This window comes from Deltaproteobacteria bacterium (assembly GCA_016210005.1).
Classification (GTDB): domain Bacteria; phylum Desulfobacterota; class Binatia; order HRBIN30; family JACQVA1; genus JACQVA1.
Window position 1 is genome coordinate 1 of record JACQVA010000188.1, and the last position, 24109, is coordinate 24109.

14 protein-coding genes and 1 pseudogene are annotated in these 24109 nt (G+C 64.6%); 11 read left to right on the forward strand and 4 right to left on the reverse strand.

The features are described 5' to 3' along the window. Nucleotides 1-307 precede the first annotated feature (307 nt). Nucleotides 308-666: pseudogene (locus tag HY699_18180) on the reverse strand (GIY-YIG nuclease family protein). A gap of 136 nt (nt 667-802) precedes the next feature. Between HY699_18180 and HY699_18185 the strand changes: the two are divergent. Continuing rightward, nucleotides 803-1174 (forward strand): hypothetical protein, encoded by a 372-nt coding sequence (locus HY699_18185; protein MBI4517738.1) that lies wholly within the window; start codon nt 803-805, stop codon nt 1172-1174. A gap of 48 nt (nt 1175-1222) precedes the next feature. Next, nucleotides 1223-1525 (forward strand): redoxin domain-containing protein, encoded by a 303-nt coding sequence (locus HY699_18190; protein ID MBI4517739.1) that lies wholly within the window; start codon nt 1223-1225, stop codon nt 1523-1525. Nucleotides 1526-1559: 34 nt separating this feature from the next. Here the strand turns inward: HY699_18190 and HY699_18195 are convergent, their stop codons facing one another. After that, complete coding sequence (locus HY699_18195; GenBank protein MBI4517740.1) at nt 1560-1880, reverse strand: 4Fe-4S dicluster domain-containing protein; 321 nt, start codon at nt 1878-1880, stop codon at nt 1560-1562. A gap of 15 nt (nt 1881-1895) precedes the next feature. Further along, nucleotides 1896-3218 carry an FAD-dependent oxidoreductase gene (locus tag HY699_18200; GenBank protein ID MBI4517741.1) on the reverse strand — a complete coding sequence of 441 codons (1323 nt, stop codon included), beginning with the start codon at nt 3216-3218 and terminating at the stop codon, nt 1896-1898. Nucleotides 3219-3757: 539 nt separating this feature from the next. On the opposite strand from HY699_18200, the gene HY699_18205 reads away from it, so the two are divergent. The 9 genes from HY699_18205 (at nt 3758) to HY699_18245 (ending at nt 20729) form a co-directional block, all read left to right on the forward strand. After that, entirely contained in the window at nt 3758-4360 is a 603-nt protein-coding gene (locus HY699_18205; protein ID MBI4517742.1) for a hypothetical protein, read from the forward strand. Nucleotides 4361-4579: 219 nt separating this feature from the next. Further along, nucleotides 4580-5539: a XamI family restriction endonuclease gene (locus HY699_18210; GenBank protein ID MBI4517743.1), complete on the forward strand. Its 960-nt coding sequence runs from the start codon at nt 4580-4582 to the stop codon at nt 5537-5539. A gap of 5 nt (nt 5540-5544) precedes the next feature. Then, a complete protein-coding gene (locus tag HY699_18215; GenBank protein MBI4517744.1) occupies nt 5545-7179 on the forward strand; it encodes an SAM-dependent DNA methyltransferase in 1635 nt (544 codons plus the stop codon). 150 nt (nt 7180-7329) lie between these two features. Further along, nucleotides 7330-8148: a nitroreductase family protein gene (locus tag HY699_18220; protein MBI4517745.1), complete on the forward strand. Its 819-nt coding sequence runs from the start codon at nt 7330-7332 to the stop codon at nt 8146-8148. Between the two features lie 102 nt (nt 8149-8250). Next, on the forward strand, nt 8251-9387 hold the full coding sequence (locus tag HY699_18225) for a lipid-transfer protein (protein MBI4517746.1): 1137 nt from the start codon (nt 8251-8253) through the stop codon (nt 9385-9387). Nucleotides 9388-9409: 22 nt separating this feature from the next. Beyond that, nucleotides 9410-10975, forward strand: coding sequence for an AMP-binding protein (locus tag HY699_18230; GenBank protein MBI4517747.1), 1566 nt, complete (start codon nt 9410-9412; stop codon nt 10973-10975). Between the two features lie 443 nt (nt 10976-11418). Continuing rightward, nucleotides 11419-14466, forward strand: a complete 3048-nt coding sequence (locus tag HY699_18235; protein MBI4517748.1) for a PAS domain S-box protein — start codon at nt 11419-11421, stop codon at nt 14464-14466. 29 nt (nt 14467-14495) lie between these two features. Further along, on the forward strand, nt 14496-17423 hold the full coding sequence (locus HY699_18240) for a PAS domain S-box protein (GenBank protein ID MBI4517749.1): 2928 nt from the start codon (nt 14496-14498) through the stop codon (nt 17421-17423). A 207-nt stretch (nt 17424-17630) separates the two neighbouring features. Next, on the forward strand, nt 17631-20729 hold the full coding sequence (locus tag HY699_18245; protein MBI4517750.1) for a PAS domain S-box protein: 3099 nt from the start codon (nt 17631-17633) through the stop codon (nt 20727-20729). Between the two features lie 261 nt (nt 20730-20990). Here HY699_18245 and HY699_18250 read toward each other — a convergent pair whose 3' ends face one another. Continuing rightward, entirely contained in the window at nt 20991-24107 is a 3117-nt protein-coding gene (locus tag HY699_18250; GenBank protein MBI4517751.1) for an efflux RND transporter permease subunit, read from the reverse strand. Nucleotides 24108-24109: the final 2 nt, after the last annotated feature.

Below are 24109 nucleotides of genomic sequence, written 5' to 3' on the forward strand. Positions count from 1 at the left end.
CCGCAGCTCACTCAGTCGTGCCAGTCCCTGCGTTGCGCTGTTCTCCCTTGCCATTCGACCATCCTCCTCTCGTCGAGATGGCCGGGGAGGTTAGTCGAACGCGACGTCAGCGCGCATGCATGCTCACCGGAAGGACACAAACAATCCGGGCAATGGCTGGCAGGCGTCATCCGCCGCGGCGTTCTCGACCCCGTTGATCTGCCGGGGTAGGCAAGGCCTGGGGCTGGTGGGTCTTGATGCGAACGCGGCGTCGCCGAGTTGCTCGCCATCGGCCACCGCGTCGCCCAATACCCGGCCACCCCAATTCCTACTTTCGTCTTCGGGTGTGCGACAAATCTGTGGGTAACGTGCAGCCGACCGGGCAAATCCTCACCAGTCTGACAGTACTGTGTACTGTCAGGCCGAGGCCCATGCCGAAAGGGACGCAATTTGTCATCTTCCAGGCGCGGCGCCGCTTCTTCAGCTGCTTCTCCCGCACGATTGCGGTCTCTGTGGAGCCGTGCGCTTCGTAGTAGACCAGCTTGGCAACGCCGTACTTGGCCGAAAACCCTCCACTACCTTGCTCTTATGCTGCCACCCCCGCGTTGCCAGCTGTGAGGTCACCCCAATGTACAGCGTGGCGTTCCGTTTGCTGGCCAGGATGTAAACGCAGAACTGCTTGTCCATAGCGCCAAACGCCAAACTGGATTCCCACTTTCGCGGGAATGACGGCCATAACACCGAACCACGTTACCCACAAATTTGCACCCTTCGTCTTCCCGCCGGTTGACGTAGCTCCGTCACGCCCGTAGGCTGCAGGCACATGTTACTGCTAGCTCTAGTTCTGGTGGCTGGCGCGTTTGCGCTGTATACGCTGGTGCCCGCGCTGTTGCTGTACTGGATCTATCCGTGGCCGGTTTACGTGCTGCTAGCGGCGGCGGTGGGCGCCGCGGTGATGAGCCGGCGGCGCGGCTGGCTGCGCCCCGCCGCTATCGCCACCACCGCGCTCTTGGCTGGGTTGTTTGTGGTCTACTCGTTGCTCCAGTCGCAACTCCATCCCGCACCGCTTGCCGTCCGCGCCGGCGACGTGTTCCCGGAATTCACGCTCAAGACCTCGACGCAGGAGAGCTTTTCGCCGGCGCAGCTCAAAGACCGGCAGGCGGCGCTCTACATCTTCTATCGCGGCGACTGGTGACCCTTCTGTCGCGCCGAGCTCGGTGAGCTCGGGAAATACTACCAGCAGATCGAAGCGCAGCAGGTGAGACTGTTCGCCGTCAGCACCGACCTGCCGGAGGTGGCCGAGGCATTACGCCGGCGGCTGCATTGCAACTTCACCTTTCTCACTGACCCGGAAGGCAAGGTGCTCGATCTGCTCAACATCCGCCATCGCGGCGGCCGCAGGGCGGACCACGGCGACATTGCCTACCCGACCCAGGTGCTCGTCGGTCGCGACGGGATCGTGCGCTGGACCTACCAGTCCGATTACTACCGCGTCCGTGCCGCGCCCGAGCAGATCTTCGCCGCCATCGCTGCTCTACCACGATGAGGGGCGGGCCAACCGCTCTGTCTGGGAGCGCAGATCAACCGTAGCGGTAGCTGATTCCAAAACCGCCCGCCGGGTATTTCCAGGAGATATTCCCGAAGGGGCAGATCACGCGGCAGGTTCCGCATTCGATGCAGCTATCCCAGTAGATCGTGGTCCGGCCGTCGGCCTCCACGCGGTAGTTCTCCACCGGGCAGGTCACGGTGCAGGGCTTCGCCGTGCAGCGCAGGCACACGGCTTGGTCAGTGATCTTCAGATGCGGATCGTGTTCGTTGACGCGAATGACATCGAGCGCCAGCTGGTCGTCACGGCCGAGGATCTTTGGCGGACCGAGGTAGTCAGTCAGATTTACAGGCATCGCTCGCGCCCCATTCTATAGCAGCGCGCGGCCGAAGTCGGCGACGTCGCGCATGAACGAGAACACGCCGATCTCCGCCAAGAAGTGATCGAGCACATCGAGCTCGAGTTGGCGCTTGGGAATCTGGTAGTCGGCGTCCGTGGCGGCCACGGTCATCAGCTTCCTGGCCATCGCCGCCAGCTGCTGCGGATAGGAGCCGAACAGTCGAGGATGTTCTTCGGCCATAAGTGTCAGCCGCTGGTAGCGCTCCATATCCTGCCAGGCAAAGCTCTGGCGCAAGCGCTGCTCGTAGCGCCCGAGCGTGTGGGCGGAGAAGTCGCCGCGCTTGTGCGCCTCGATGATGGCCTCGGCGGCGAGCAGCCCCGAGGCCATCGCCATGTTGGTGCCCTCGTGGAATATCGGGTTGGCGTTGACCAATCCGGCGGCACCGCCGATCACCACCATGCCGCCGGTCACCAGTCTGGGAAGGTCTTGCGGTCCCAGCTCCGGGATCAGGTGCGCCGCGTATTCCTCCGGGCTGGTGCCACGCAGCAGGCGCCGTACGCACGGGTGCTGCTTGAAGGCATTGAGCAACTCCCGCGGTTGCTGCTGGCTTTGCTTGAGCGCGTGCAGCGGGCAGCCGAAGCCCACCGATAGGGTATCTTTGTTGGTGTAAATGAAGGCCGCACCCATGAGGCCCTTCACTGCCTCACCGCCGATGTATTCGATGGCGGCGCCCTCGTCGCCTTCGAGATTGAAGCGGTCTTCGATCACTTCTCGCGGCAGGGACACCACCTCTTTGACTCCGAGAATCACCGACAGTGGCAGCTCGCGGCGTAGCCCGGCCTGCTTGGCTAGCAACGAGTTGGCACCGTCGGCGGCAATCACCACGTTAGCGTAGACCTCGCCGCCCTCGCGCCGCGCACGCACGCCGACGATCTGCTCCTCTTTGCGCAGCACCTCGTCCACGACCGTCGCCGTTATCAACATCGCCCCGGCTTCCTCGGCTCGGCTCGCCAGCCAACGATCGAAGCGCGCGCGCAAGGCGGTGAACGAATGGTTGAAGTACGGCGGCTCGAAGTCGCAGAAGCGGAAGCCGGCGGACACCTCGTTGCTTTCCGACAGCAGCGCGAAGCGCTTCTCGACCACGTGCCGCTCGACGCAGCCCGAAGTGTGAAAGTCGGGGAACAGACGCGCCAGGATCGGGGTGTAGAGCACGCCCCCGAACATAGCCTTCGAGCCCGGCGCGTCGCCGCGCTCGAACATGACGACGCTGAGCCCAGCCTTGGCGAGCGCGTAGGCGGCGATGCAGGCGCCCGGACCGGCTCCCACGATCGCGACATCGAAGCGCTCGCTCATAGCGGCACGCTATCTCGCCCGGAGCCAAAGTTGAAGCGCCGCCGCCAAGATGTCCCGGCGGGGCGGCATGAAAACGCGCACAAGTGAGGTGACACTGGGCGCCGCACGATTGCGAAGCTGCCAATCAAACGCCTAGGTGAGCCGCACGAGATCGAAGGCGCCGCTTCTACGCCGAAACCGGCTTGCGGTCGGCCTTATCGACGAGGCCGTCGGCTGAGCGCAGGCTTCACCTCAACTCCCCAGCTGCATTGCCGCACTAGCCATCGCGGCTTGCAGTCGGCGCCCAAGCCGCTCGACGCCCCGGTGATCAGCGCGGTCTCGCCGTTGAGTACGGACATGCTTTTCTTCCCCTTCCCGTCTCGCGTTACCGTTCAGCTTTCATACCGATGGACCAATGGATGCGCATACTGTATGCACATGCTGCTTCTGGAGCAAGGACGACAGCGCTCGGCGAGGAGGGGAAAGTGCGAAGAAGGCAGAGCCGGCAGGGTACGGTCGCTAGCCGGCGAATCGCGGCGTACGCTACGGGCATTATAGCGATGGCAAGCGGCTGCGGCTGCGGCACGGTATATCTCGGCCGCACTCAGACGGTAACGCTCACCACTTCACCGGCGAGCGCGGTGGTATCGCTGGCAAACCTGGGAATGACGACGCCGGGCGAAGTGCGACTGCCGCGCAATCAACCGGGCGGGTGGGTTGTTTTTCGCGCTTCGGCTCCGGGCTATCAGCCCGCCTGCATGCTTGTGGGTGGTCGGCTTAAAGCTGCCTACATCGTTCTAGACGGGCTGTTCATGGGACTTCCCATGCTGGTCGATTTCATCGGCATGGGATCGCTCAACGCGTTGCGCCAGTACCCTGAGAGGGTGGCCCTAAAGCTGCGTCCGTTGGAACCGGGTGAGACGCCACAACCGTTACCCTCGGATGCTGAAGCCATCCGCTTTCGACGCCTCACGTGGGTCGACCTGTGCCAGCCTGACTACCTCACCTACGTGTCGGCACGCGCCGCACGCTGTGATTCACGGGCAGCGCGCATCGCAAGCGCAGATGGTGATGCCGCGAAGGTCTGGTGGACGTTCTATTGCGGCGAAGGGAGCTTCACCTGCTCCTCGGACCGCCGCTTCAGGCAGGTCACCTGCAACTGATGGGATGATTCAACCACGGAGCACGCGCCAGACGCGGCGAGCCGCCACAGCCCGACGCCCCACATGCCGAACTAGCCAGGCGTTTGCCCGCTTCTCGCCTTCGGGATAACCAGGGCACTCTATGAGCCGAACAAGTAAGCTTTATGACGACTGCCCGAACGCTGCGAGCGGCCCGCAGGCGAGCCCGGCGAGTCACGCACGAGCATCAACTGGTGTCGCATGAAGACACGACGGCTCAACGCCGATAAGCCGCATCTCTGGAAGGCCGACATCGCGGCATCCGTTGACCGCTTCAACCAGTGGTTCATGCGCTTTGCGCCTGAGGCGTTTCGTTCAACGCGGGTGGAAACGACCGAACACGTCAAAGCGGCTCTCCTGGCAACCAACGACCTACGTGCCCTAAATGCGGCCACCCTGAAGGCGAACCCAGGCGCGCTCCCCACACTCCGCATGTGCACTGCCCCGCCGCTCGCTGTCGATCGCCTCGTCGGATTGGCCGATGTGAGCAAGAATCTCGTTGGCCGGATGGAGAAAGGCAAACTGCCAGCGAAGATGTCGGACGCCGACCTCGACGCGGAGTTGGCGAAGGTATGCCGCATTCTCTCGCGGCTATTGGACCGGGACATGTTTCCGTGGCTGGCTAATCGGATGGCCCCGACCGGCCACGAGCGCGACCGGGCCTCAACGATTGTTGCCGATCGCCTTTGCAGTGCCGTGGCGAACCCGATCGTTCGGAACGCCCAAGAGCAACGACAGCTCGCGGCCATTGGCGAGTACCTCGACCACCGTGGGTACCGGAAACAAGCGCACCCGCCCTGCAAGCTGCTTATGGAGATGGAGCCGGGCACGTATGCCGTCCGCATGAATCTGGCCGTCGGAAGAGCCCTCAAGGTCAACCTCCCGGTCGACGTCGTGATCCAGCCCAGGCAACTTCGCAAGGACCGGCTACCAGTCCTCATTGAAGCGAAGTCAGCAGGCGATTTCACAAACACAAACAAGCGCCGGAAAGAGGAGGCGACCAAGATTCACCAGTTGCAGGCTGCCTACGGGAAGACCGTGACCTTCGTGCTATTCCTTTGCGGATACTTCGGCAGCGACTACCTGGGTTACGAAGCCGCGGAAGGGATCGACTGGGTGTGGGAGCACAGGATCGACGACCTGGCGAAGCTGGGATTGTAGGGCCAATGCTCGCGGGACCCGAGAACCTCGTCGAAGCCCGGCGACAAGCCGTCCAGGCAGCACTCGATTCGAGCAAGTCAGCTGCCGAGAGGAACCGCCTCGGTCAATTCGCGACGCCCAACGCGCTCGCAATCGATATCGCTCGTTACGTTCGGCTCGTCGCGGGCCGTCTCCTGTCGCCGGTCCGGTTCGCCGATCCGGCGATCGGCACGGGCAGTTTCTATTCTGCCGCCCTCGCAGTCTTCGGTCGTCAGCGAGTCGAAAGCGCGGTGGGCGTGGAACTCGATGCCGGCTTCTGCGATGCCGCACGCGACCTCTGGGCGCAGGCGGGTCTCAAGGTCGTCCAGGGGGACTTCACTCATATCGTCGCCGGACCTCGCCGCCCGGTGGCGCCTAACCTGGTCCTCACCAACCCTCCCTACGTGCGACATCATCACTTAGGGCGTCAGGACAAGGAGCGCCTGCAAGCGCTGGCATACCGGATGACCGGCGTCAGAGTGAACGGGCTTGCGGGCTTGTACGTGTACTTTCTCCTTCTCGCCACGGCGTGGATGGAAGATGGCGGCTATGCGGCGTGGCTTGTCCCCTCCGAGTTCATGGACGTCAACTATGGCGCGGCGCTCAGACGATACCTGACGGACTGTGTGACGCTGATCCGCGCTCATCGCTTCGATCCCGACGATGTGCAGTTCGGAGACGCCTTAGTGTCTTCGGTAGTTCTGGTGTTGCGCAAGGCGCTGCCCCCGCCCGCGCACGCCGTCCAGTTCACGTTCGGGGGCACGCTTGGTGAGCCGCACGCGAGCGACGCGATTCCGCTGCAGCAACTCCGCGAGTCTCGGAAGTGGACCGGGTACCCCAGCCACGCGCGCAACGACCGACGCCGGTCGAGCAATGGCGACGGATCTACTCTTGGAGACTTCTTTCGCATCCAGCGCGGCATTGCCACCGGCAGCAACAAGTTCTTTGTGCTCGATCGCTGCGACGCCGAGCGCCGCCGCATCCCGAAGCGCTACCTGCGGCCTATCCTGCCCAGTCCGCGTTTTCTCACGACGACGGTCATCGATGCCGACAAAGACGGCTACCCGCTCATCGAACGCCAGCTCTGCGTTGTCGACTGCGATCTCCCCGAAGCGGTCGTCCAAACCCGGCACCCGGCTCTGTGGGAGTATCTTCAGACCGCCGAGGCGCTGGGCATCAAGCGCGGCTATCTCGTTGGTAAGCGCAGCCCGTGGTACAAACAGGAGCGGCGCGATCCGGCCCCGTTCCTGTGCACGTATATGGGACGCGGCTCCGACCAGAAGCGGCCGTTCCGGTTCATCTGGAACCGCTCGCAGGCCATCGGAACCAACCTGTATCTCATGTTATATCCGAAGGCCGGTCTCGCGCGGCTCTTGCTGAGCCACCCCGATCGTGCCGCTGACGTGTTTGCTCTGCTCGGGCAGGTGACCGGTCACGAACTTCGCGGCGAGGGCCGAGTCTACGGTGGCGGTCTCAACAAGATCGAGCCGGGTGAACTCGCGCGCATTTCCGCGGTGGCGTTTGTCGAGCGGTGGCCGGAGCTCGGGTCCGCGGTGCCGCGACAGGGAGAGCTCTTCGGCGAGCGGGGGCGCGAAAGCAGTCCCCAGCGCCGAGCGGGTTGACTCGCCGCCGCCTCTTGCGTCGCCGCCGCCCTTGACGGATAAGGGCTGCGGCTCTTGCCGCCTTGTGGTCACAAATCGCGGCGGCCGAGACCATCATTCGGAAAGGAACATCCTATGGAGTTGAGAGAGGCGATCGGACGCAGGCGATCAATGCGGTTTCTGCTGCCCCACAAACCGGTCGAGCGCGAGAAGATTCAGCTCATGCTGGAAGCGGCGACGCTGTGCTCGTTCTGGGGCAACGTCCAGGCCCTGAAGGCGGTCGTGATCGAGCGCGCTACCGCACCCAAGGACGTCATCGAAGCGCTGCCGCCCGGGTCGGCCATCGCCGGCTTTCAGCTGCGCCTCGCCCCAGTGCTCATCGTTTGGTACTGCGACTGGAGCCTACTGGCGGTGCAGGGCGAGCGCTTGCACGAACTGGTCGAAGCGGGCGCCGTCGGCGTCGACAAGGAGCAGAGCCATCGGTTCCTCAACGAGACCCTGGTGCCGTTCTTTCAAGCCGGCATGGAGGGCATCAAGGCCGGCGGCATGACCGAGATGGACTGCGGGCAGGGCATTGCCCAGGCGACGCTGATGGCGTTCGAGCAGGGGCTCGGCACGTGCCTGATCGGCGTGCCGGCGCAAAAGAAACTCCGCCGCGCCCTCGCGCTGCCCGCCGACTGCAAAATCCTCGCGGTGCAGACCGTGGGCTACCCGGCCGAATCGCCTGAAGCCGGTGGCCAGCGCCCGCGCCTGCCGTTCGAGACCAAGTTCTTCCTCAACAAGGTGGGCCAGCCGTTCCCGCGCGACCTGGAAGTGGTCGAGGGCCTCAAGCGCGACAAGATGATCCAGGCGCAAGCGCCGCTGCCGTGGCGCCAGGAGGAGCTCGCCTATCTTTCCCGCGCGCTGGAGATCTCGCCGATCTTCGGCAACGAGGTCGCCGAGATGACGGAACACATCATGAAGGACATCATGGAGTCGTCGGAGTCCTGAACAGGACTTCCCACCACCAAGGGGGCGCGGAGGGCACAGAGTCGGAGGAACGCTTGCCGGCCAGCTCCGCGTCTCCATGCGTTGTTCCACCGGGAGGGTTGCATGGCTGATCCGTTTCCACGAGAGGTCTACATTGCCGGCGTCGGCATGACGGCGTTCGGGCGGCACGAGGGCAAACGCGTCGCCGAGTTGGGGCAGGAGGCGGTCAAGGCCGCGCTGGCCGATGCCGGCCTCGATTACTCCGCCGTCGAGATCGCGTACTGCGGCCACGTGCTACAGGGGACCACCGCCGGCCAGAAGGTCCTCTATGGCGTGGGCATGACCGGCATTCCGATCTTCAACATCGAGAACGCCTGCGCCAGCGGCACCAGCGCGTTGCGCGCCGCCGCGATGGCGGTGGGCTCGGGGATGGTGAAGGTCGCGCTCGCCGTCGGCTTCGAGGTGATGGGCCGCGGCGCGATTCCCACTGGTGGCGACGAACGGCTGGCCGCGGTCGGCCGCCAAGGCGTGCCGGCGCTGCCGGCCCTGTTCGCCAATCTCTTTCTCGAACACTCGCGCCGCTACGGCACCACCATCGAGCAACTGGCGATGGTATCGGTGAAGAACCGCAACTACGGCGCGAAGAACCCGCGCGCGCAATTTCACGACCCGGTCACGGTTGACGGCGTGATGGCCTCGCGTGAGGTGGCGCCGCCGTTGCGGCTGTTCATGTGTTGCCCGACGTCGTCCGGGGCAGCGGCTGCGGTGGTGACCAGCGCCGACGTAGCCCGCGGCACGCGCAAGCCCATTCGGATGATCGCCTCCGCCTTGCAGTCCGATCCGGCGCTCGATGGCAGTGATTCGCTCGCCGGCATCACCGCGATCAATACCAGCACCGCTCGGGCGGCGTACGCGCAAGCCGGCATCGGCCCCGAGCAGCTCGATTGCGCCGAGGTGCACGACTGCTTCTCGATCGCCGAGATCGTTCACTACGAGAACCTCGGCCTGTGCGCGCGCGGCGAAGGTGGCCGATTCATCGAGCAAGGGCTAGCCAAGGCACGAGTGAAGATGAGTACGAGCGGCGGCCTGCTCGCCAAGGGGCATCCCCTCGGCGCCACCGGCGTCGCCCAGGTGGTCGAAGCCACCGAGCAGCTGCGCGGCGAATCGGGCGAGCGACAGGTGCCGAACGCGCGCCTCGCGCTGACGCATTGCCAGGGTTTCGGAGGCGCCGTCGGCGTGCACATCTTCACCCAGGGATGAAGTTCCCACGCGGAGCAGGGGCATGACATTTGGTGAGTTGCTGGAACTGCGCGCCGCGGAGAAGGGCGGCGAAACCTTCCTCCTCTTCGACGATCAGCGCATCAGCCACGCCGAGCTGAACCAGCGCGCCAACCGGATCGCCAACGGCCTGGCCGATCTGGGCGTAGGCCCAGGGGTTGGCGTAGCGATCATGATGGGCAACTCGCCGGCGTGGCTGGCGGCCTTCTTCGCGGTGCAAAAGCTTGGCGCCTACGCGGTGCCGGTCAACATCGGCCTGAAAGGCGACGGGCTCCAGTACGTGGTGGATCACTCCGAGTCGCAGGTGATGATCATCGGCGCCGAGCTGCTCGGCAGCTTCGCCCCCGTGCGCGCCAACTTGCCGCGCCTGCGCCACGTGATCGTGGATGCCGGCGAAGCTCCCGGCACGGCGCTGCCGGCCGATGCGATTGCCATCGAGCGCCTAGCGACGGCATCGCCGGAGCGCCCGCCTTCCAATCCGCCGGCCGATGCGACTTGTCTGCTGCTCTACACCTCGGGCACCACCGGGCTGCCCAAGGCAGTGGTCATGCGTCACGGCGCGTTCAGTTTTGCCGGCGTCGGTATGTTCGCCCAGCTCGGCTATCGCCCCGGCGACATTCTCTACACCTGCCTGCCGTTGTTCCACGCCAACGCCCTCTTCCTCACGACGATGCAAGGCTTGTACAGCGGCTTTGCGGTGGCGCTCAGCCGCCGCTTCAGCGCCAGCCGGTTCTGGGACGAGATCCGCCGCTACGGCGCAACCAGCTTCAACGCGCTCGGTGCGATGATTCCGATCTTGCTCAAACAACCGCCGCGCGCCGGCGATGCCGACAACCCGGTGCGCCTGGTGTTCAGCGCGGCGACGCCGAAGTGGGCGTGGGAGGAATTCGAGCGCCGTTTCAACGTCACGATCTGGGAAGGCTACGGCGCGGTGGATGGCGGCGGCTTCATGTTGTTCAACTTCGGCAACGGCCCGAAGGGCTCGATGGGCTTGCCGCCGCCCGGCACCGAGGCCAGCGTGTTTCGCGACGACGGCAGCGAATGCGAAGCCAGCGAGGTCGGCGAGCTGGTGTTCAAGGTCGACGACGCAGCGGCCCGGCGCGTGACCTACTTGAAGAACGCACAGGCCTCGGACGCCAAGATTCGCGGCGGCTGGTTTCATACCGGCGACCTCGCCTGGCGCGACGCCGAGGGGTACTTCTACTTCGCCGATCGCAAGAGCGACTCGATTCGCCGCCGCGGCGAGAACATCTCGTCGTTCGAGGTCGAGAAGATCATCAACCAACATCCCGCCGTGCTGGAGTCCGCGGCGTTTGGCGTGCCGTCGGAGCTGGGCGAGGACGACGTGATGGTCGCCGTGGTCTGCCGGCCGGGCGCAACGGTGGCGCCGGATGAACTGGTGGCTTTTTGCACCGAACGCATGGCCCGCTTCATGGTGCCGCGCTACCTCGACTTCCGCGACGAGATCCCGAAGACCGAGACGCATCGAGTACAGAAGCAGCTGCTCAAGCGCGCCGGCGTAACCGCGACCACCTGGGATCGCGACGCCGGGCAGAAGCGGTCGGGATGACGCTCCACAAGCATTGAGCGGGTTACGCAGCGCGGCCTGTGGCCGCAGCCAAACGTGCCGTCAGAGGAGATGGATAGCGTTCTTCCAGCGCGGGTGGAGTGTGTCCGCTCGGAGCACCGTCCCCCCGGAGGGCGGAATGCCATGAGGTGGTTCCCACAGCGGCGGCAACGCCATCCAGACCCAGCGTGAACAATGTCCGCCGTTCACCCAGAGGCGGGCGCAGCGTCATACAAGGGGCGTTCCTCTGCAGCTAGTCAAATTGCTGACAGACGACAGCGTGTGGCATGCGAAACGGTCCGCGGCCAGTCCTGTCTCTGCCTTAGGGGCATGGTACGTGCACAGCGAGGTGAGGCAGCAAGCCTCCAATGAGCGGGAACATATTACAAGAAACGTTTCTGCACCTAGGGCCGCGGAAACCCGCGGCTAGACCGTTTCAGGCTGCCATGGCTCTCCCAACTCAGGCAGACAACCGCACGGACCGCTTCCTCGCTACCAATCGCCTTCTCGAGAAGCGAACGCGTGTCAGCCTGTGGGTCGCCCTGACTGGCACGATCCTGTTGGCGTTGCCCGACCTATTCTCCCCGGCCCAGACGTCGACGACCATCTACGTGGTGGACTGCGCCATGTTCGTGGTTGTTCTCCTGGAGTTCCAGGCACTCCGGGCTTTCGCCCACCAGCGGCTGGTCACATCGGTTGCGCTGTTCAACGTCTCCGCTGCAAGCGTCTCAATCGCCGTCACCGGCGTTCTCGCGCATGACATCGTGACAACGCCCCTGATGATGATCTTCAGCGTCATGCTCACCGCAGCTCTGCTGCCCTGGGGGCTGGGTCCGCAGCTCGCGGCGGTGGGAGTGGCGACGCTTACGACTCTGTGGAACGTGTACATGGCCACGGGCAGTCTCAACGCCATGGCCGGGTATCCCGGCATCGCCACCGCGCTCGCGTTCGGCACGTCGCTCTACATTGCCTATGAGTTCCGGCGCTACCGCGTGGAAATTGAGCAACGCACTCTGGCGCTGCGTAAGTCCAACACCGAGGTCCAGCACGCGAACGAAGCGTTGCAAGTCAGTGAACGGTACTTTCGATCGCTCATCGAGAATGCCTCCGATCTCATCTCAGTACTCGACTCCGACGGCACTGGTCGCTACCACAGTCCTTCCCATGCGCGCGTGCTCGGATACAACCCCGACGATTTCGTCGGCGGGTCGGCATTCCCGCTCGTTCATCCGGACGACCTCCCGCACATCATGGCGCTCTTCACCCGCGTCGTTCAAACACTGAGCGCCGCAGAGCCCTGGGAGTTCCGTATCCAGCATCAGGACGGCTCTTGGCGCATTCTCGAAGGCATCAGCAGGAATCTGCTCGATGACCCCGCGGTAGCGGGAATTGTGATCAATGCGCGCGACGTTACCGAACGCAAGCAGGCCGAAGAGGCGTTACGACGCAGCGAAGCACATTTTCGGTCGCTCATCGACAACGCCCTCGACCTCGTCTCGATCCTCGGAGCCGATGGAACATTCCGTTACGCCAGTCCGTCGAATGAGCGGGTCCTCGGACACAAGCCGGAGGACCTTGTAGGCCGGAATGCCTTTGACTTCGTTCACCCGGACGACACCGAAAGTGTCATGAAGGTGTTCACCACCGCACTCCGATGCCCAGGCGTGGCTCCTCCGGTCGAGTTCCGCTTTCGACACAAAGACGGCTCGTGGCGCTTTGTTGAAGCCATCGGGAACAACTTGCTCGATGAGCCGGGAGTGGCCGGAGTCGTTATCAATTCCCGCGACATTACCGAGCGCAAGCAGGCCGAGGCGGAAGTGCAACGGGCCATGACCGCCGCCGAGGCGGCCAACCGTGCCAAGAGCGAGTTCGTGGCCAACATGAGCCACGAGATCCGCACCCCGATGAACGGCATCATCGGCATGACCGAGCTGGCGTTGCAGACCACGCTCACCGTGGAACAGCGCGAGTATCTCCAGATGGTGGCCGCGTCGGGCGATGCGCTGATGACGGTGATCAACGATGTGCTCGACTTCTCCAAGATGGAAGCGGGCAAGCTCGATCTCGATGCCGTGGACTTCGACTTGCGCGACACCGTCGGCGACGCCATCCGGCCGCTGGCACTGCGCGCGCACCTCAAGGGATTGGAGCTGGCCTACGAGATACAGCCGGACGTGCCGGAGGTGCTCGTCGCAGACCCGCACCGCCTGCGGCAGATCCTCACCAACCTCGTCGGCAATGCGATCAAGTTTACCGAGCGGGGGGAGATAGTGGTGGAAGTCGGTCGCCAACAGTTGACGGTCGACGGTGCCGAGTCTTCCGTTTCCAGCCTCCCGGCGCCAATTGAATTGCACGTCGCGGTGCGCGACACCGGCATCGGCATTTCGGCCGAGAAGCGACAGGCGATTTTCCGCGCGTTCGAGCAGGCCGACAGCTCCACGACACGCAGGTACGGCGGCACGGGCCTGGGCCTGACCATCTCGCGGCGGCTGGTGGAGATGATGGGCGGGCGCATCTGGGTGGAGAGCGAGGTGGGCCGGAGCAGCACCTTCCACTTCACCGTGCGCTGCGCGGTGTCCACGCAGCCGCCCGCGCGCCAGCTGCTGCTGCCGGCAGACCTGCAAGACCTGCTCGTCTTGGTAGTGGACGACAACTCGACCAACCGCCGCATCCTCAATGAGATGCTCACGCATTGGCAGATGCGCCCGACGACGGTGGACGGGGGTGTAGCCGCGCTGGGCTGTATGATGCACGCGGTGGCGACCGGCCGGCCGTTTCCCTTGGTGCTCATCGATGCGCACATGCCCGAGATGGACGGGTTCGAGCTGGCCGATCGGATCAAGCGCACGCCCGAGCTGGCCGGCGCCACGATCATGATGCTGTCGTCGGCCGATCTGACGGGGGAAGCGGCGCGCTGCCGCGAGTTGGGCATGGCGGCCTTTCTGACCAAGCCGATCCGGCAGTCCGAGCTGCTCGACGCCATCCTGCTGGCGTTGGGGAGTGTCACACTCGCTTCACCCGGTGCTCTGCTCAGCTCGGAGTCGCCCCCACCGGCTGCGCGATCGCTGCGCTTCCTGCTGGCCGAAGACAACGCGGTGAATCAGAAACTGGTGGTGCGCCTGCTGGAGAAGCGGGGACACCACGTCGAGGTGGCGAACAATGGCAAAGAAGCGCTTGCTGCAGTTGAGCTAGACGCCTTCGACCTGGTGCTGATGGACGTGCAGATGCCCGAGCTGGACGGCTTCGAGGCCACCGCGGCCATTCGCGAGCGCGAGCAGACAACCGGTCGCCACGTCCCCATCGTCGCGATGACCGCGCATGCCATGAAGGGCGATGAGGAACGGTGCCTGCAAGCAGGCATGGATGGGTACATCTCCAAGCCGATCCAGGTCGAGAAACTCGTCGCGGTCCTTGCCCGATTCGTATCGACCGGAGAGCCGACCAGCGTCGAACACGGCGAGCAAGTCGGCGGCGCGCCAGCCAATTGCGGGTGAGCCGGCCCCGCTGGCGCACCGGCGGACGCGTGACTCTGCCCGGCAGCGCCATCGGTTGCTCGGCAGCAATCGCAGCAGCACCGATCCGACTTGTCTTAGCGCGGGCTGACGCCCGTAACCCAAAGCTCGACAGGGGTATTCCGTCATGCCCGCAATCCTTAGAGCCTGCCCCCGCGAAGGCGTGGGGCGGGCATCCAGGGGCGGTGGGGCTCCGGATGGATTCCCGCCTTCGCGGGAATGACGGAGGGGAATCTGCGCGCCGCGACAAGACTTTGGGCCATAGTAGTACAGAGCCTGTGAGGAAATTGGTGGCTTGGTGGCGCAGGCGCCCCCGCCTGCGCGGTGAGGCAGGCACGGGGGCCTGCCCCACCATGGTCTGGTTCTTGAGCGGGTGGCGTATTGCTCCAGTCCGGCGATTTCCTCACAGGCTCTCCAGCCTTGTTGTTGACGGATTCAGGGAGTATCGTAAGCTAAAAGTCGGCACAGTCGCGGGGCATCAGATCGCTGTCACTGCCAGCCAGGATATCCCTTGCCCCGCCGTTGGCGAGGTAACACCGGTGAAAGCTCGGAAACGGCATGATGCCAGGCGCTCAGCGAATGCCACCACCAGGACCGCTGTAACGCCGACGAAACCTTCGGGCCGAGCCGACGAGAAACCGCGCACACGCAACCAACGGTTGCGCCTCGGGCGGCAAGCCGGCCTCACCCGCAAGCGAGCGGAGGAGCAACCGGCGGAGAGCGAGCGGCTGCTACGCGCGATCGTGGAATCGGAGCCCGAATGCGTGAAGCTGGTCGCCGCCGACGGGACGGTTCTGGCGATGAACCCGGCTGGTCTGGCCATGGTCGAAGCCGACAGGGAAGAACAGGTTGTTGGTAACTCCATTTATAGCCTGGTGACCCCGGGGCATCATGCGACCTTCCAGGCGCTGAATGAAGCGGTATTCCGAGGGGAATCCAGGATCACGGAATTCACGATCGTGGGCCTCAAGGGCGCCCGGCGCTGGGTCGAAAGCCATGCCCGCCCATTGCGCAATGCGGAAGGCCAGATCATTGCGCAGCTGGCAGTCGCCCGCGACGTCACCGAGCGCAAGCGGGCGGAAGTGGCGCTCCAGCGTTCGGAGGAACGATACCGGTCACTCGTCGAGAACCTGAATGACGTTATCTTCACGGCCAACACGCTGGGAAATCTGACTTACATCAGCCCGGCGGTGGAGAGCGTGTGGGGTTATACGGCCCAGGAAGTCATCGGCGAGCCCTTCAGTCGCTTCGTCCACCCCGATGATCTGCCCGCCATACGAGTCAGCTTTGCGGCGACGCTGGTCGGTCTGCCGGAGTCAATTGAGTTCCGTGTCCTCGACAAAGACGGAGGGCTTCGCTGGATTCGCACCTCCACTCGCGCGCAGTTCGACAGGGATCACGCCGTCGGCTTCATCGGCATTGTCACCGACATCACCGAGCGCAAGCGCGCCGAGGAGGCGCTGCAAGAGAGCGAGGCGCGCTATCGCCAGCTGGTCGAGCTCTCGCCCGACGGCATCGCCGTTCACAGCGAAGGCAAGGTCGTTTTCGTCAACAACGTCGGTGTCAGCATGCTCGGCGCGACCGAGGCCGCGGATTTGATCGGGAAGCCGATCTTGGACTTCGTGCACCCCGATTATCGCGATCTTGTCACGGAACGGGTTCGCCACACGGCGTACGAACACCAACCCGCCAGCCCGGTCGAAGAGAAATTCATCCGGCTCGATGGTAGCGTGGTCGACGTCGAGGTGGTGGGCATGCCGCTCACGTACGGGGGCAAGCCCGCGGTTCAGCTGGTCGTTCACGACATCACCGAGCGCAAGCGGGCGGAGGAGGCGCTGCGGGCGAGCGAGGAGCGTTATCGCGAACTGTTCGAGAATGCCAACGACATCGTGTATACCCATGACCTCACTGGCAACTTCACCTCCATCAATAAAGCCGCGGAGCGAGTCACCGGCTACGGCCGTGAGGAAGCCGTTGGACGGAACATAACGGAACTCGTCGTTCCGGAGCACCTCTCGGTTGCCATCGAGGCGACCGCGCGCAAGCTCGCCGGAGAAGCGACTCCGCCCTATGAATTGGACATTCTCACCAAGGACGGCCGCAAGGTGCCGGTGGAGGTCAGCACGCGCCTCGTCCTGCGGGAGGGTAAGCCCGTCGGAGTGCAGGGCATCGCGCGCGATATCACCGAGCGCAAGCGGACCGAGGAGGAGATCCGCAGGCTCAACGCCGAGTTGGAGGAACGCGTACGGCAACGCACCGCCGAGCTCGAGGCGGCCAATCGGGAGCTGGAGGCATTCAGCCACTCGGTGGCGCACGACCTGCGCGCCCCGCTGCGGCATATTGATGGCTTCACCAAGATGCTGCTGGAGGACTGTGCACCACAACTCGACGCGCAGGGTCGGCAGTACTTACAACGCGTGCGAGAGGGCAGCCAACGCATGGAGGCGCTGATCACCGACCTGCTCGCGCTCTCCCGGGTTGCGCGGAGTGAGATGCATTGGCAGGACGTGGATCTGAGCGCCCTGGCGCGCACTGTGGCGGCCGATCTCCAGAAGACGCAGCCGGACCGGCAGGTGGAGTTCGTTATCGGCGACGGCGTGGTTGTGCACGGGGACGCCGGGCTACTGCAGGCGGCGTTGGAGAACTTACTCGGTAATGCGTGGAAGTACACCAGCAAACATCCGCGGGCACGGATCGAATTCGGCCGCACCGAGGAGCATGGGCAGCCCGTCTACTTCGTGCGCGACGACGGCGCGGGCTTCGACATGACGCACGCGAGTAAGCTCTTTGCCGCCTTTCAGCGCTTGCACTCCAGCGCCGAGTTCGAAGGCACCGGCGTCGGGTTGGCCACCGTCGCCCGCATCGTTCACCGTCACCGCGGCCGTATCTGGGCTGAGAGCGCGGTCGGACGGGGCGCCACATTCTTCTTCACGCTGTGAGGTGCTCGAAAGATGGTGAGGCAGGCCTCCGTGCCTGCCTGGTTGCGCAGGGAAGGATGCATTTTCTTCACGCCAATTGCTCCACACCAATTCGCCAAAGCCGCGGCACTTGGTGTATGAAGCGTCTGGTGGGCGCCGCTCACATTGAAGATGGCTGGCCCTGACCTTGAGGCCGTTCGCGCGCAGCTGCGTGAGGAGACCAGTCGTGTGCTCCTGCAGCGGATCCACGCTCTCCTCTGGATCGTTCTCTGCGGTCTCTTCCCCTATTCCCTCATAGACCCGTTCGTTTCCCCCGAGCTGGTTTTGCCCCTCTACCTGCTCAGAGCCATACTGGGCGCGGTCCTCATCGCGGGTTTGCTGATCTTACGACGTCATCCGACGAACGAGTGGGTAGTGTGGGTTGGGATGGTCAGCATCGCCGCCACGTGCTTCACGGCAGCGGTCTCGGGAGTGATCGTCAACGATGACAGTGTAACACCCATCCTCGCTGTCACCCTGGTGATGAGCTCTGCCGCCCTGCTTCCTTGGGGCATGGCGCCGCACGTCGTCACTATCGTGGTCACATTGGTGGCAAGCCTGTGGAATGTGTACGAGGCGCACGGAACGCTCCCCGGACCGAGTACGTATGTCGTCGGTGCGCTGGTCGGGGTCTGGATCGGGTCAATCTACCTCGCCCACCAGCTCGATCGTGACCGCTTCGCCCTAGCGGAGCACGATTGCGAACGCAGACGGGCGGAACAGGCCCTCGAGCATCGCGCGGAGTTCGAGCAGCTCGTCATCGACATCTCGCGGAATTTCATCAACGCGGCGCCGGCGGAAATCGAGAGCGGCATCACCACCGCCTTGAAGGCCGTGGGCGAATTCGCCGGCGTGGACCGCAGCTATGTCTTTCTCTTCTCCAACGAGGGTGCCACGATGGACCTTGCGTACGAGTGGGCGGCCAGCGACACCGACCTGCATCTAGAGGCCTTTCGCGGGTTGCCCGTCATGGCGTGGCCGTGGTTCATGGAGAAACTCCGGCGGTTCGAAGTGGTCCACACCCCGCGCGTGGGTGACCTGCCGCCTGAGGCCAACGCGGAGCGGGAGATCCTTCAGTCGCGGGGAACGCAATCGACGGTCAACGTGCCCATGGTATCGGGGCACTCGCTCGTTGGATTCCTTGGGCTCCGGTCGATGCGGTCGGAGAAAGCTTGGGAGCCCGAAAGCATCGCGCTGCTCAGAATCGTCGGGGAGATCTTCGTCAACGCGTTGGCGCGCAAGCGCGCGGAAGAGGCGTTGCGGGCGAGCGAGGAACGGTACCGTTCGCTGGTCGAGAACCTGAATGAAGTGGTGTTTGCGATGGACCGCGACGGCACGTTCACATACTTCAGCCACGCCATCGAGCGCGCGGGATATGCGCCTGAGGAAATCATCGGCCAGCCCTTCTCGCGCTTTATCCACCCCGACGATCTGTCCGCGCTGCAAGCCAGCTTTGCACGCACCTTGGCGGGCCAGCTCGAGCCAGCTGAGTTTCGCATCTTCGGCAAGCAAGGTGAGCTGTGTTGGTTTCGGACCTCGAGCCGCCTGCAGTTCGACTCCGGCGCAATGGTCGGCGTGACCGGCATCTTGACTGACATCACCGAGCGCAAGCGGGCGGAGGATGCCCTGCGGGCGAGCGAGGAGCGCTATCGCGAGCTGTTCGAAAACGCGAACGACATCGTTTACGTGCATGACCTGCGGGGTAACTTTGTTTCGATGAATTGGGCGGCCGAACGGGTCACCGGATACTCTCGCCACGAAGCGGTCACCATGCACGTCTCCGACGTGGTCGCGCCGGAGTACCTCCAGGCGGCTACCCTGGTCACCGAGCGACAACTCGCTGGAGAACGGGGCCCCATCACGTACGAGCTGGAAATCCTTGCTAAGGATGGCCATCGGGTGCCGCTGGAAATCAGCAGCCGCGTGGTTCTGCAGGACGGCAAGCCGATTGGGGTCCAGGGTGTGGCGCGCGATATCACCGAGCGCAAGAAGGCAGAGGCGGCGCTGGTGGCCTCGCGTGAACAGTTAGAACAGGAAGCGCAGATCTCCGCCGCGCTCGCCCGAGTGGGGCAGGAGTTGATCGCGTCGCTCGACGCGGCCGCGCTGCTCGACCGTTTGTGCCGGATCACCACCGAGGTGATGGGATGCGACTGCTGCCACACCTATTTCTTGCAGCCGAACGAGGATGTGTTCGTGCCGGTAGCGGGCTGCGGCGACACGCCGGAACAGTGGGAGGCGATCCGGGTCTTCAAAGTGCCCCGCGCCCTGCTCGCCGGCCTGGAGCAGGGGCTGGTGCACGGCGTCATGGCGCAGCTCCCAGGGACAGCCGCTGCTCTCATCGCAGCGCGGTACGGTGTCACGGTGGGTTTGGCCGCGCCGCTGCGGCGGGGCGGAGAAATCATCGGCATACTGGCCGCCGCCTATCGCGGTCGGCAAGAGCCCTTTACGTTGGAGCAGGAACGCATCGCGCGCGGTGTCGCGCAACTGGCCTCCTTCGCCTTGCAAAACGCGCGACTGGTTGCAGAACTCGAACACGCGAACCGGGTGAAATCCGACTTCGTGGCCACCATGTCGCACGAGTTGCGCTCGCCGTTGCACCAGATCATCGGCTACACGGGTCTCCTGCTCGACGGCGAGTTTGGCGGCCTGGCACCGCAGCAAGAAGACAGCCTGCGGCGGCTGGACAAGAGCGCGCGTGAGTTGCTCAATCTGATCAACAACACGCTCGATCTCAGCCGCCTCGAGACCGGGCGGGTGCCGCTGGAGTTGAAAGAGATCGGCGTAGCGGCCCTGCTCGATGAGATTGCGGCGGAGATGCGGCGGGTGATCGAGAAGCCGGGCGTCAGCTTCGAGTGGCAGGTGGACTCGCAGCTCCCGCGCTTGCGGACGGACCCCGTCAAGCTGAAGTTGATCATCAAGAACCTGATCGGGAACGCCGCGAAGTTTACCGAGCAGGGCCGCGTGACGGTCGCGGTGCGAGGCCGCAGGGACGGGGTGGAATTCGCGGTCACCGACACCGGGATCGGCATCACCGCCGAGGCGCGGGCGATCATTTTCGAGCCCTTTCGGCAGGCGCACGATACCACGGCACGCTACTACGGCGGCGCCGGCCTGGGCCTCTACATCGTGCGCCGGTTGCTCGACATGCTCGGAGGGACCATCGCCGTGGAGAGCGAGGTCGGCCACGGCTCGACGTTTCGTGTCTGGCTACCGCTCGACGCCGGGCCGACCGGCGGCGCGGCAAGCGTGGCTTCAGGACGGAACGACGTGACACCGGCGCGTTGCTGAGATAGATCACGATGCCAATGGCGCGTTTCGTCCCTGCGGCCGTGTTGGCCATCTCCCTCGATCAGGCAGCTGGCGCCTGGGCTGTGGTTGCCGAGTGCAGCTGCCACGAGCAGTGTCCGACCGAGCAACGCGGCGGGCCGTGCCTTCCGGGGTGCCCGGATTGCCTGTGCAGCGTCGAACTGGGCAAGGCCCGGGCCGCCTAGCTGCGAGCGCGGGCACAGGCGCAGCTGCTGCCGAAGGAGTCGAGCCTCCGAGACGAGGTCACTTCTCACTTTCTGCCGGAGCGGACCCACAGGCAACATCCGCATCCACAGACACCCTCCGCTGGCCGCCGAGCCACACGTACAGCGCCGGCAGGACGAGCAGCGTCAGCAGGGTGTTGCTCACGATTCCGCCGATGACCACCGTTGCCAGCGGGCGCTGCACTTCCGCACCGACACCCGTATTGACCGCCATCGGGATGAAACCGGCTGCGGCAACCAGCGCCGTCATCAACACCGGGCGCAAACGGAGCCGACAACCGCCGCGCACGGCGGCCTCGAGCGGCGTCCCAGCCTGTAGCCGCTGTTTGATGAACGTGACCAGAACCAGCCCGTTCAGGATGGCCACGCCGCTGAGCGCAATGAAGCCGATCGCCGCGCTGACCGTGAAGGGCATGCCGCGCCAGGCGAGTGCGGCGACTCCACCGACGGCGCCCAACGGAATGCCCGTGGCGACGATCAGGACGTCCCGCAAGGAGCCGAGGCTCACGTAGAGCAGCGTAAAGATGAGCCCGAGGGTGAGCGGCACCACAAACATGAGCCGGCGATTCGCTCGTTCGAGGTTCTCGAATTGACCACCCCAGTTGATCGTGTATCCGACCGGCAGCTTCACGTCAGCCGCAATGCGCCGCTGGGCTTCAACAACAAAGCCGCGGATGTCGCGCCCCCGCACGTTGCACTGCACGGTGATCCGGCGCCTCCCCCATTCGCGCTGGATGGTGGCCGGGCCTTCGGTGCGGGTGATGCGGGCGACGCTCTTCAGCGGCAGGATCGGCCCCAGCTGGGTGGGAATCAGCGTGGCAGCAAGCGCGTCCGCATCCGTGCGCTGGCGGTTCGGCAACCGTACCGCCAGGGGAAATCGTCGCTGGCCTTCGCGAATCTCCCCAACGCGTTTACCGCCGACGGTCTCGACCAGGTTCAACACGTGACGCGCGGGCACACCAAAGCGCGCGATCGCGTCGGGGTCCACGCTTACCCGTAACACCGGCTGCCCGGTGATCTGCTCGCCGGCCACATCCGCCGCGCCGGGGATGTCGAGCAGCACGCGTTGGATGTCGTCGGAGATGCGCGTCAGCGTGTCGAAATCATCGCCGAACACCTTGATGCCGAGGTCGGAGCGGATGCCGGCAATCATTTCGTTCATGCGCATTTCGATTGGCTGGGTGAAGACGAGGTTGACGCCGGGAAAGTCGCGGAGGTGGTCGTCAATGCGTGCCGCAAGCTCCTGCTGCGTGCGCGCCTTGGTCCACTGCTCACGCGGCTTCAATGCCAGAAAGATGTCCGTCAGCTCGATGCCCATCGGGTCGGTGGTGATTTCCGCCGTGCCGATGCGGCTCCACACCCGTCCGATTTCGTCGGGAAAACGCTCCAGCAAGAGCCGCTCGATGCGGGTATTCGAATCCGTCGCCTCTTCGATGGCGATGCCGGCCAACCGGACGACGTTGATCACCATCGCACCCTCGCCCAGTTTTGGAAGAAACTCCCCGCCCATGCGCAGCGCACCGATCAGTGCGAGGGCCACGAGCAGCGCCGCCCCAGCGAGTGTGACGGTGCGAAAACGCAGCGCCGCATCCAGCGCCGGCGCGTATGCGCGTTGTGCCAGTCGCACCAGCCACGGCTCCCGCTCGCGCGCCTGCTGCGGCAGACACAGACTGGCGAGCACCGGCATCAGCGTCAGCGAGAGCACCAATGAACCCAGCAGCGCGAAGATCATGGTCAAGGCCATGGGTTGAAACAGCTTCCCCTCCACGCCCTGCAGCGTGAGGATCGGCACAAAGACGATCAGAATGATCAGCTCGCCGAACATGGTGGGCGTCCGCACTTCGATGGCGGCGTCCCGCACGACGTCGAGTCGCGAGCGGGCGCGCCGCGTGGCGAGGTGGCGCACGCAGTTCTCCACCATGATGACCGAGCTGTCGACAATCAATCCGAAATCAATTGCCCCGAGGCTCAGCAGGCTGGCGGCGATACCAGCCTGCAACATGAAACTCCCCGCGAATAGCATCGACAGCGGAATCGCCGCAGCCACGACGAGCCCGGCACGGAGCTGTCCGAGAAAGGCGAACAAGACGGCGACAACCAGCAGCGCGCCCGCCAACAGGCTGTGGGTGACCGTCTGGATCACGCGGTCCACCAGTTCCGTGCGGTCGTACACGGCCGTTATCCTCACGTCGTCCGGAAGTGCACGCTGCACCTCGGGCAGCCGCGCCTGCAACTGGCGGGTGACGACGTGGCTGTTCTCACCCATCAACATGAACCCCAATCCCAGCACCACCTCGCCCTTGCCGTCCGCGGTCACGGCGCCGCGCCGGATCTCGTGGCCGATCTGGACGTCCGCCACATCGCGCACGCGGATGGGGGTGCCGTCGTGCGCGCTCAGCACGATGTTGCCGATCTGCTCCACATCGGTCACCAGACCGATGCCGTGCACCAGCGCCGACTCGCCGGCGCTGACGACCTGCCCCCCACCAACCGTCTGGTTGTTCGCCTCCAGTGCGGCGAACAGCTCCTCGATGGTGAGCCCGTGCTTGATCAAGCGCTCGGGTTCCACGACGACGTGAAACTGCTTTTCGAACCCGCCCCACGAATTCACCTCGGCGACACCGGGTACCTTGCGCAACTCGGGCTTGACGACCCAATCGTGCAGTTCGCGCAGCTCGGTGAGCGAGCGCTCAGGGTTGGTGGTCGTGAGAATGTAGTGAAACACTTCGCCCAATCCTGTAGAGATTGGCCCAAGCTGTGGCTTGCCCAATCCTTCTGGAAGGTCGACGCTCGACAAGCGTTCGCTCACCACTTGGCGTGCCAAGTAAATGCTGGTTTGGTCGTCGAACGTGGCGACCACCTGAGAGAAGCCGAACTTGGAGACCGAGCGGACGTTGGTCAGACCCGGCAGCCCGCTGATAGCGAGCTCGACGGGCAGGGTGATCTGTTGCTCGATCTCCAGCGGGTTGAGCGACGGCGCGCTCGTGTTGACCTGCACCTGCACGGGCGTGGTGTCGGGAAAGGCATCGATCGGCAAGCGACTCAAGGCTCGCCCGCCGATCGCGGCGAGTGCCACCGCGAGCAGGCACACTAGCAAGCGGTTGCGCAGGGAGAATGAAATGACCCAGTTCAACATCG